The 10,761-nt window shown below is 67.3% G+C and carries 8 protein-coding genes; 5 read left to right on the top strand and 3 right to left on the bottom strand.

What is annotated here, in order from left to right:
* Positions 1–464: 464 nt before the first annotated feature.
* Positions 465–821 carry an iron-sulfur cluster insertion protein ErpA gene (erpA, locus tag CXY79_RS04510; protein ID WP_104099952.1) on the top strand — a complete coding sequence of 119 codons (357 nt, stop codon included), beginning with the start codon at positions 465–467 and terminating at the stop codon, positions 819–821.
* A gap of 116 nt (positions 822–937) precedes the next feature.
* On the opposite strand, the gene CXY79_RS04505 is transcribed toward erpA, so the two are convergent.
* On the bottom strand, positions 938–2,269 hold the full coding sequence (locus CXY79_RS04505; protein WP_233191240.1) for an MATE family efflux transporter: 1,332 nt from the start codon (positions 2,267–2,269) through the stop codon (positions 938–940).
* 414 nt (positions 2,270–2,683) lie between these two features.
* Between CXY79_RS04505 and CXY79_RS04500 the strand changes: the two genes are divergently transcribed.
* From CXY79_RS04500 to CXY79_RS04490, 3 genes are all read left to right on the top strand, one after another.
* A complete protein-coding gene (locus tag CXY79_RS04500) occupies positions 2,684–3,367 on the top strand; it encodes a DUF222 domain-containing protein (protein WP_104099950.1) in 684 nt (227 codons plus the stop codon).
* Between the two features lie 44 nt (positions 3,368–3,411).
* Positions 3,412–5,376, top strand: a complete 1,965-nt coding sequence (locus CXY79_RS04495) for a M13 family metallopeptidase (RefSeq protein WP_104099949.1) — start codon at positions 3,412–3,414, stop codon at positions 5,374–5,376.
* A gap of 69 nt (positions 5,377–5,445) precedes the next feature.
* Complete coding sequence (locus tag CXY79_RS04490) at positions 5,446–6,354, top strand: serine hydrolase (RefSeq protein ID WP_104099948.1); 909 nt, start codon at positions 5,446–5,448, stop codon at positions 6,352–6,354.
* Between the two features lie 90 nt (positions 6,355–6,444).
* On the opposite strand, the gene CXY79_RS04485 is transcribed toward CXY79_RS04490, so the two are convergent.
* Positions 6,445–6,678: a YbdD/YjiX family protein gene (locus CXY79_RS04485; protein ID WP_104099947.1), complete on the bottom strand. Its 234-nt coding sequence runs from the start codon at positions 6,676–6,678 to the stop codon at positions 6,445–6,447.
* Entirely contained in the window at positions 6,675–8,969 is a 2,295-nt protein-coding gene (locus CXY79_RS04480; RefSeq protein WP_104099946.1) for a carbon starvation CstA family protein, read from the bottom strand. The genes CXY79_RS04485 and CXY79_RS04480 overlap by 4 nt, the downstream gene beginning before the upstream one ends.
* A 164-nt stretch (positions 8,970–9,133) precedes the next feature.
* Here CXY79_RS04480 and CXY79_RS04475 point away from each other — a divergent pair, with 164 nt between their 5' ends.
* Positions 9,134–10,519 (top strand): glycine--tRNA ligase, encoded by a 1,386-nt coding sequence (locus CXY79_RS04475; protein WP_104099945.1) that lies wholly within the window; start codon positions 9,134–9,136, stop codon positions 10,517–10,519.
* Positions 10,520–10,761 lie beyond the last annotated feature (242 nt).

Genomic DNA, 10,761 nt, shown 5'->3' with positions numbered 1-10,761 from the left:
CGCAAGTTCGGGGCGGTCAAGAAGGACGTCAGACATATTTACCTCTTCTGCCACCCCGGCAACCCGGATATTAGTCCGGTCATCCCGAGCCGGACTCCGTGAGGAGACCGGCTGAGAACGAGTTGTGAGGACGGCTCAGGTGCGCACCGCTGAGAGATCAAAGACAATCAGGGCCACGCCGTGCTGCGTCGCGGTCATCTGGACCGCGCGCATAAAAAAAACGGGAACACTTCACCCTAGGCTTCAGGGTTTCATCTGGCTACACTTCGGCTCGTTTTGGCGGGTCACCGGCAGGTCGTCGAGGGGTCGTCGGGGAGGCGCGGGCACGCAACGGATGCCGGCGGCAGTCTCCGGGGTTCGCAGAACGGCCGCGGGAGCTTAGAGTGTCTGAATACTCGCGCAGGCGAAACGCTCAAGCGGAGCGGTCCCGACGCGTCCATGCAGCGTGAAGTCCGAGGAGTCTCATGACCGACACCATTGCCCCCATCGCACCGGCCCACGGCGTCGGCCTGACTGACGCTGCCGCGCTGAAGGTGCGCAGCCTGCTTAGCCAGGAGGGTCGCGAAGACCTGAACCTGCGCGTAGCCGTGCAGCCCGGAGGCTGCTCCGGCCTGATCTACCAGCTGTACTTCGACGAGCGCATTCTCGAGGGCGACGTCGTCGTGGACTTCGACGGCGTCGGGGTCGTGCTCGACAAGATGAGTGTGCCGTACCTCGAGGGTGCCTCGATCGACTTCGAGGACACCATCGCGAAGCAGGGCTTCACGATCGACAACCCGAACGCCGGCAGCAGCTGCGCCTGCGGCGACTCCTTCAGCTAGAGTCGCCGCCGCCGTGCCTGGCCTTCCGGCGCCGGTCGCGGAGGCTGGCGCACGGGAGAACCTGCGCCCACTTTCCGAGCTGCGCCGCGGCCGTCAGCGCTGGGGCTGCCCCGATGTCAGCGGGCGCCGACGACCATCCACTTCGCCGCCCGGGCGCGCAGCCCGAGCGTCACCCCGCGTGCGCCGAGGTAGCCGAACGCGAACGCCGCCATCAGCCAGGCCAGTCCCGCTGGTCCCGACGGCGCCAGCAGCAGCACCGCGACGGCCAGCGGCACGAACGCGGCCAGGTTCACCAATCCGGTCAGGGCCAGGTAGCGCGCGTCGCCGGCACCGATCAGCACTCCGTCGAGCACAAAGACCACCCCGCCGAGCGGAACGGATAGCCCGAGCACGATCAGGGCCGCCGGCAGCAGGTCGCTGACCTCGGTCGCGTTCGTGAACAGTCGGCCGAGCACGCCGCTCGCGGCGATCACCAGCAGCCCGAGCGCGGACCCGCTGAGCACGCCCCATTCGAGGCAGCGCCTGAGCACCGCGCGCACCTCGGCCAGGTTGCCGGCGCCGAGGCCCCGGCCCACCAGCGCCTGTGCCGCGATCGCCAGGGCGTCAAGGGCGAACGCGAGCGTGGCAAACAGGGTCATCGCGATCTGGAAGGCGGCCAGCTCGGGAGAACCGAGGCTCGTGGCCACGAAAACCGCGAGCAACATGGCCGCACGCAGGCTCACCGTGCGCAGGAACAGCCAGCCGCCGGATGCCGCGCCCCGCAACATCCCGACCCGATGCGGGCGCAGCGGCGCACTCTCGCGGCGGGCGTGGCGGCCGACGACGGCAAGATAGACCGCGACCATCGCCCACTGTGCCACGACTGTGCCGAGGGCGGATCCGACGATGCCGAGTCCCAGCCCGTAGATGAACACCGCATTCAGCAGGATGTTGACCGAGAACCCGATCCCGGCCACCCACAGCGGGGTGCGGGTGTCCTGCAGCCCGCGGAGCAGCCCGGTCGCCGCGAAGACGAGCAGCATGGCAGGCAGTCCGAACATCGATGGGCCCAAGTAGCTGACGGCCGCGGCGGTGACGGCGGGCTCGGCGCCGAACGCGCCGACGAGCAGGGGGGTGGCGAACCAGCCCGCAATCGCGAGCAGCACACCGAGGCCGAGGGCCAGCCAGAGTCCGTCGATGCCGACGGCGACCGCACGGCGGCGGTCACCGGCCCCCAGCCAGCGGGCCACCGCGGGCGTGGTGCTGTAGGCCAGGAAGACCATCAGGCCGATGATCGTTTGCAGCACGGCGCCGGCCAGGCCGAGTCCGGCCAGCGGAACGGCGCCGAGGTGCCCGACCATGGCGGAGTCGGCGAGCAGGAAGAGCGGTTCGGCGATGAGCGCGCCGACGGCGGGGATGGCGAGGCGCAGGATCTCGCGGTCGATGGGCTGCGGGCGGAGCACGGTGATGGTGATGCCAAAACTCTAGTTCAGCCCCTCCGCACCCGGTGTCCGCTTCCGGTGGTCGAGCCTGTCGAGACCCGGCGAGCCAATCTCCGCGCTGCCAGACAAGACTTCGAAACTAGTGCAATAAAGTGTCCATAGTAAGTGACAGACTATCAACTACCTGTACGACATCAGGTATCCTCGTACCATGACGAACCTCGCGGATGACCTCAGTCGGGCGGCCGATGCCGTCGCCCTGCTGGGCTCCTCGATCAGGCCGGCATCGCCGCCCGGGAGAAGCAGGCCCACGACGACCGCTACCTGAAGGTCTACCGGCTGAGCAACGGCAACGTGCGCCTGAACGGGCTCTTCGCCCCCGAAGACGGCGAGTTCGTGATCTCCACCTTCGACTCCATCACCAGCCTCCGCCGCGGATGAGTGCGCTTCGTCGACCCGGAACGCGCCGCCTGGGCCCAAAAAATGCAGGACGACCCGCGCAGCACCGAGCAGATCAACGCGGACTCCCTCGTGCAACTGCTCACAATCGCCGGCGAAGCCGACCCCGGCCCGGTCTTCGGCGGATGCCGCCCGGCGGTGCGCGTGATCGTGACCGAGAAAGTCCTCACAGCCGAACCCGCCGCGCCGGGTGCCGCCGAACCCGCCGCTCACGGGCAGATCGAAGGCAACCCGGTCCCCATCTCGCAGGAAACCATCGACCGGGTGCTCTGCGACACCGGCACCCGCGGCATCAAGTTCGACGACATCGGCCAAATCATCAACGTCGGCCGTGACGAACGACTCTTCACCGAGAAACAACGCGCCGCGATGGGAGTGCGCGACGGCGGATGCCGGTGGGTCGACTGCGACCGATCACCGTCCTGGACCGAAGCCCACCACATCAACGACTGGCTCACCGACAGCGGAGACACCAACCTCGCCGACGGAGTGCTGCTCTGCCACCCGCACCGGAACGCAATACTGGCTCCGGCCACCGGTGGAGAACGATCCGGAGCAGACACTGATCGCGCTGCCGAGCAAGGCGGTGGGGCTGTAGCTCCGGGTCTCGGCGCGCTCGACCAGCGGGCCGGGAGGTCCACCGCCATCCGTGTGCACACCCGATAGGTCTCTACCAGCTCGGCCACTGTCACAGCGAATAGGGTGGAGGCATGACTGACCAGGGGACCGCATCCGGAATCGACCGCGACGAACTTGACCTCGAGGTGCGTCCGCAGGACGACCTCTTCCGCCATGTGAACGGCAAGTGGATCGCCCGCAGCGAGATCCCGGCCGACAAGGCCCGCTGGGGCTCGTTCTACCTGCTCGCCGAGGAATCGGAGAAGGCCGTCCGGGAAATCATCCTCGAAGCCCAGACCGCCGCCCCCGGCACCGAGGAGCGCAAATTCGGCGACCTCTATGCCAGCTTCCTGGACGAGGACCGCGTCGAAGAGCTCGGAGCGACCCCGCTCGCGGCCGATCTCGCCATCGTCGACGCCGTCACCTCCATCCCCGAGCTGCTCGGCACCCTCGGCCGCCTCGAGCGCGCGGGCGTGCCCGGCGCCTTCGGTCTCTTCGTCGACAACGATCCGGGGGACCCCGAGCGCTACCTCGTCTTCGTCGAGCAGGGCGGGCTCGGCCTCCCCGACGAGTCCTACTACCGCGACGAGAAGTTCGCCGCGATCCGGGAGTCCTACCAGGCGTTCCTGACCCGGATGTTCGGCCTCGTCGGCACCCCGGATGCCGCCGGTCGCGCCGAGCGCGTGTTCCTTCTCGAAACCGAGCTCGCCACTCACCACTGGGACAAGGTGCGCTCGCGCGACAGCGAGAAGACCTACAACCTCAAGACCTGGGGTCAGGTCACCGCGTTGGCCGCCGGCGCCGACCTGCACCTTTGGCTTGACGGGCTTGACGGCCCGGCCGGTGCTCTCGACGAGGTTGTCGTGCGCCAGCCCAGCTTCGTGACCGGTCTGGCGGAGATGCTCACCGAGGACCAGCTCGAGGGCTGGAAGGACTGGCTACGGTGGCAGATCATCCGTTCCAGCGCCGCGTTCCTGTCGAGCGATTTCGTCGAGTCCAGCTTTGACTTCTACGGTCGCACCCTGACCGGCACTCCCCAGTTGCGCGAGCGCTGGAAGCGTGGCGTCTCGCTCGTCGAGGGGGCGCTCGGCGAGGCCGTCGGGCGCATCTACGTCGAGCGGCACTTCAAGCCCAGCGCGAAGGCGAGCATGGACATACTCGTGGCCAACCTGGTCGAGGCCTACCGCCGGAGCATCACCGAACTCGACTGGATGACCGCGGAGACGCGCGCCCGTGCGCTCGACAAGCTCGAGAAGTTCACCCCCAAGATCGGCTACCCGGTCAAGTGGCGGGACTACTCGACCCTTTCGGTCGACCCGGCCGACCTGATCAAGAACGTGCGCGCCACGAGCGAGTTCGAGTTTCAGCGGGAATTGGGCAAGATCGGCAACCCGCTCGACCGCGACGAGTGGTTCATGACCCCGCAGACGATCAACGCGTACTACAACCCGGGCTTCAACGAGATCGTCTTCCCGGCCGCCATCCTGCAGCCGCCGTTCTTCGACGATGCCCGCGATTCCGCCTCCAACTACGGCGCGATCGGCGCCGTCATCGGGCACGAGATCGGCCACGGCTTCGACGACCAGGGCTCGAAATACGACGGCACCGGGCTACTCACCGATTGGTGGACCGAAGATGACCGCACGGCCTTCGAAGAGCGCACCGGCTCCCTGATCGAGCAGTTCAACGCGCTCGCCCCGCATCAGGTTCCCGACCACCACGTGAACGGCGCACTCACCATCGGCGAGAATATCGGCGACCTCGGCGGGCTCTCCATCGCTTGGAAGGCCTACCTGATCTCGCTGGACGGCCAGGCGCCGCCCGTGATCGACGGACTCACCGGCACCCAGCGCTTCTTCCTCTCCTGGGCACAGGCCTGGCAGCTCAAGATGCGTGACGAGGAGGCCGTCCGCCTGCTCTCGATCGACCCGCACTCGCCCAACGAATTCCGCTGCAACCAGATCGTGCGCAACATCGACGAGTTCTATACGGCGTTCGGCGTCACCCCGGACGACGCTCTCTGGCTGGACCCGGAAAAGCGCGTTACGATCTGGTGACCTCAGCGCGACCGTAAGCCCGTGTCACCGGGGTCGAGCAGCCCGAATCTACGTAAGGACCTGCCCACTGTGGCCATGCCATCCCAGGACTCAGAGCGCCGGTCTCGCCACTCCTCGGCGCGCCGCGGCAGGCACGGCGGCGTGGACGCCACGGCGAACTTCGGCCGCGGGTTCCAGGCGCTCGGTGACCTCGCGGTCGACGGGGTGCAGGTCTCGGCCCGCGCCACCGATTTGGTCACCGGCCGGGTGCTGTTCTCCGTGGACGACCACGTGGTCATGCCCACCGCCGGCATCGGCACGGTGCTTCTGCTGATCGAGGTCGCCGCCCGGCTCCGCGACGCCGACTTCGGCGCGTACACGATCCTCGATCGCACCGTGTCCGATTCGGTCGCCGGATCCGGCCTCTGGCAGCACCTGCAGGCTCCCTCGCTGCCGATCGCCGACCTCGCTGCGCTGATCGGTGCCATCAACGACAACCTGGCCACCAATGTGCTGCTCCGCGCAGTCGGCCTGGACGCGGTGCGGTCCCGCGCCGAGCAGCTCGGACTCAGCCGCACCGCCCTGCTCGACCTTGTGCGCGACCGGCGCGGTCCCGATGACGCACCTCAGCTCTCGGTCGGCAGCGCCAAGGAGCTCACCTGGCTGTTCACGGCGCTGGCCCGGGGGGAGGTCGTCGATGCGGAGGCGAGTGAGCGCGTGCTCGGCTGGCTGTCGCTCGGCGCCGACCTGTCCATGGTCGCCAGCGCGTTCGGGCTCGACCCGCTCGCGCATCGGTCCGGAGATCACGGCCTCCTGCTGGTCAACAAGACCGGAACGGATGCCGGCGTGCGCAGTGAGATCGGCATTCTGCGCGGCCCGCGCGCCGGGGTGACCTACATGGTCTCGATGTCCTTCGCGGACACCCGCCTCTCGTCCCGGCTCGCGGTGCACGACGGGATGCGCGCGGTCGGCCTCGACCTGCTGGAATACGTGCACTGACCGGCGCCGCCGGTGAAAACAGGAAAACAGGGCTGCCCCCGCGAAGGAATCCTTCGCGGGGGCAGCCCTGGGCGATGGTGGCGCACCCGCTCAGCAGCACCGACCCTGGGGGTTGATGTCCTGGCGGTCGGTCTGGTCGCGCCAGAATTCGCGTTCCGTCATCATCACTGGTCCGGAGCAGGCGGCGGCATCCGGGTCATGAATCGATTCGTCGTGGGCCTCATGGTGGGCCTTGTACTTGTCGTAGGCGTCTTCACCCATGACCCCCCTCATGAACCAGGCGAAGCTCTTCGCGCCGTGGCGAACACTGGCGAGCAGATTCATCGGCGGGTCGTCCTCCCTGCCTTGTCCAGCTTGGCCTGGGCGATCTGGGTGTCCCAGCGTGCGGCCAGCTTCTTCTCTTCCGGAGTGGCTACGAAGCCGGACGGGGCGAACATCTGCGACGCCACCGCGTCATCCTCGTTGGTGCCGAAGCTGCGGGACTTGTAGGACTTCCAGGTGGCTTGCACGGCGGTGACCATCACGATGATGGCCAGCACGACGAACAGGATCGAAAGGACGCCCTGCACCATCGTGTTGCGCACGACCGCCTCCATCGCCTCGACGGTCTTCGCCGTGCCGAAGCTGGTGAGTCCCTCATCCAGAGCGTTGGAGAACGCTCGATTCTGGGCGAAGTAGCCCACGGCGGGAACGGTCGAGAAGATCTTCAGGAACGACGCGTAGATGGTCACGACGGCGGCGAAGGTCAGCGGCAGCGCCACAACCCAGAGGTACGTGAACAGCCCTCGCTTGGCCACGATCGCCAGGCAGACGGCCAGGGCGATGGCCGCCAGCAGCTGGTTCGCGATTCCGAACAGCGGGAACAGGGTGTTGATGCCACCGAGCGGGTCGGTGACGCCCATCACGAGCACGGCACCCCAGGCGGCGACCATGATCCCGGTCGTGACCCAGGCGCCCGGGCGCCAGGAGGTGTTCTTGAACTTCGGGAAGAAGTTGCCGAGGCTGTCCTGCAACATGAACCGGGCCACGCGGGTTCCGGCATCGACGGCGGTCAGGATGAACAGCGCCTCGAACATGATCGCGAAGTGGTACCAGAACGCCATCATCCCCGAGCCGCCCACAAGCTGGTGCATGATGTTGGCGAGGCCGACCGACAGTGTCGGGGCGCCGCCGGTGCGGGACACGATGGTCTCCTCGCCCACGTTCTTCGCGGTCTCGGTGAGCATCTCGGGGGTCAGGTTGACACCGGTCAGTCCGAGGCTGTTCACGAATGTGACAGCACCCTCAACGGTGCCGCCGGTCAGGGCCGGCGAGGAGTTCATGGCGAAGTAGATGCCGCGGTCGATCGACAGCGCGGCGACGAGCGCCATGATGGCGACGAATGATTCCATCAGCATTCCGCCGTAACCGATGAACCGGGTCTGGCGTTCCTTCTCGATCAGCTTCGGTGTCGTGCCGGAGGCGATCAGGGCGTGAAAGCCGGACAGGGCGCCGCAGGCGATGGTGACGAAGAGGAACGGGAAGAGCGAGCCGCTCACCACGGGGCCGCCGCCGTTCACGAACTCGCTGGCGGCCGGGGCCGAGATCTCGGGGCGGACGATGATGATGGCGATTGCCAGCATCCCGATCGTGCCGATTTTCATGAAGGTGGACAGGTAGTCCCGGGGGGCCAGGAGCAGCCAGACCGGAAGGATGGCGGCCACGAAGCCGTAGACGATGATGCCGATCGCGAGGGGCAGCGGTTCAATGGCGAAGAAGGTCGAGCCCCACTCGGTGTCCGCGATCATGCCACCACCGATGATGGCGGCCAGCAGCAGGATGAAGCCGATGATCGAGACCTCGGTGACCCGGCCCGGGCGGAAGAAGCGCAGGTAGACGCCCATGAACAGGGCGATCGGAATGGTCATCGAGACCGAGAAGACGCCCCAGGGGCTGTCCGCGAGGGCGTTGACGACGACGAGGGCGAGGATGGCCACGATGATGACCATGATCGCCAGAGTCGCGACGAGGGCGGCCGTGCCGCCCACCTTGCCGAGCTCGTCCCGGGCCATCTGACCCAGGGAGCGTCCGCCGCGGCGCATTGAAAAGAACAGCACCATGTAGTCCTGCACCGCGCCGGCAAGCACGACACCGACGATGATCCAGATCGTGCCGGGCAGGTAGCCCATCTGGGCGGCCAGCACGGGGCCGACGAGCGGTCCGGCGCCGGCGATCGCGGCGAAGTGGTGACCGAAGAGAACCCGGCGGTCCGTGGCCGCGAAGTCTTTGCCATCGGCCTTGTACTCGGCCGGCGTCGCGCGCCGGTCATCGGGGTGCAGCAGGTGCTTCTGGATGTAGTTGGAGTAGAAACGGTAACCGATCAGGTACGTGCAGACGGCGGCGAAGACGAACCAGATGGCGTTGACGGTCTCGCCGCGAACGACGGCGAGCATCACCCAGCTCAGCCCGCCGAGCAGCGAGATGCCGCCCCAGATCCCGATCTTCAGGGGGGTCCAGTGGGCTTCCTCGGCGTCGTGGGTGGTCTGGTCGAGAGCGACGGGCAACAGGAGGGGATCCCGGTCCAGCTCCTCACCCCGCTTGGCTGAATCGTGTGGCGTTCGGGGCTTGGTGCCCATGATCTCTCCTTTGAGGTACCCGCAAGGACTGCGGAAATCCTTAGCAAGGCTAACAGCTTGGCGGCACCTTCCGGACGGGCGCCTAAAATGGACGGAGCGCCGGGCGGCTTCTGCCTGTCCTGTGTGCTTTCCAGATCCCCCGCCCTCTCGACCATTGGAGCCCCGTGGCCGCCCTCTCCCGCCTCGATTCCGTCATCGCCCTTGCCCGCCACCGCGGGTTCGTGTTCCAGGCCGGTGAAATCTACGGTGGGTCCCGGTCTGCCTGGGACTATGGGCCGCTGGGCGTGGAGCTCAAGGAGAACATCAAGAAGCAGTGGTGGCGCTTCATGGTCACCAGCCGCGACAACGTGGTGGGCCTCGACTCCTCGGTGATCCTTCCCCGCAAGGTGTGGGAGGCATCCGGTCACGTCGAGGTCTTCAGCGACCCGCTGGTCGAGTGCACGAGCTGCCACAAGCGCTTCCGTGCAGACCACCTCGAGGAGGAATTCGAGGAGAAGAAGGGCCGCCCGCCCGAGGGCGGCATCGACGGCATCCCCTGCCCGAACTGCGGAAACCGTCATATTTGGACCGAACCGCGCGCTTTCTCCGGCCTGCTCAAGACCTACCTCGGCCCGGTCGACGACGAGGCCGGCATGCACTACCTGCGCCCCGAGACCGCGCAGGGCATCTTCGTGAACTTCGCCAACGTGCTGCAGGCTGCTCGCATGAAGCCGCCGTTCGGCATCGGCCAGATCGGCAAGAGCTTCCGCAACGAGATCACCCCGGGAAATTTCATCTTCCGTACCCGCGAGTTCGAGCAGATGGAGATGGAATTCTTCGTCGAGCCGGGCACGGATGAGACGTGGCACCAGTACTGGATCGACCAGCGCCTGAAGTGGTACACCGGCCTCGGCATCAACGTCGACAACCTGCGCCTGTTCGAACACCCGGCCGAGAAGCTCTCGCACTATTCCAAGCGCACCGTGGACATCGAGTACCGCTTCGGTTTCAGCGGCAGCGAATTCGGCGAGCTCGAGGGTGTTGCCAACCGAACCGACTTCGACCTCAGGACGCACGCGGAGGCATCCGGCAAGGATCTGTCCTACTTCGACCAGACGAAGAATGAGCGCTGGGTTCCCTACGTGATCGAGCCGGCGGCCGGACTGACCCGCTCTCTGATGGCGTTCCTGGTAGACGCCTACCACGAGGAGGAAGTGCCCAACGCGAAAGGCGGCGTCGACAAGCGCACCGTGCTGAAACTCGACCCGCGCCTGGCGCCGATCAAGGTCGCCGTGCTGCCGTTGTCCCGCAACGAGGCGCTCTCGCCGATGGCCAAGTCCCTCGCGGCGCGGCTGCGCGAGTCCTGGAACGTGGACTTCGACGACGCCGGCGCCATCGGCCGCCGCTACCGCCGCCAGGACGAGATCGGCACCCCGTACTGCGTCACGGTCGACTTCGACTCGCTCGAGGACCAGGCCGTCACCGTGCGTGACCGCGACACCATGGCGCAGGAGCGCGTGCCGCTCGACAAGCTCGACGCCTACCTGGCCGAGCGCCTCCGCGGCGCATAGCCGAGTCTGCCGGCCGCGCGCTACCGGCTGGGGCCGGGGGTACCGCTGGCGGTACCGGTGGGGTGCTGGGGCCGGGGGATACCGGTGGCGGTGCCGGTGCCGGTGGGGTGCTAACTCAGGAGAAGTCCCGCGGGCGAGCTTCGGCGGTCCCGGAACGGCGGCACCGCGGCGACCGGACACACCGGTTTTCCTGAGTTGGCCCCACAGGTGGAGGGAGACGGATACCTAGCGAGCCGCCGCCG

It is taken from the genome of Cryobacterium sp. M96, assembly GCF_002929845.1.
GTDB lineage: Bacteria > Actinomycetota > Actinomycetes > Actinomycetales > Microbacteriaceae > Cryobacterium > Cryobacterium sandaracinum.
This window is presented reverse-complemented; position numbering and strand designations above follow the sequence as displayed.

Bases quoted from the DNA above. Each gene is read 5' to 3' on its own strand.
- erpA (WP_104099952.1), top strand. From the start codon at position 465: ATGACCGACACCATTGCCCCCATCGCACCGGCCCACGGCGTCGGCCTG.
- CXY79_RS04495 (WP_104099949.1), top strand. From the start codon at position 3,412: ATGACTGACCAGGGGACCGCATCCGGAATCGACCGCGACGAACTTGAC.
- CXY79_RS04485 (WP_104099947.1), bottom strand. From the start codon at position 6,678: ATGAATCTGCTCGCCAGTGTTCGCCACGGCGCGAAGAGCTTCGCCTGG.
- CXY79_RS04480 (WP_104099946.1), bottom strand. From the start codon at position 8,969: ATGGGCACCAAGCCCCGAACGCCACACGATTCAGCCAAGCGGGGTGAG.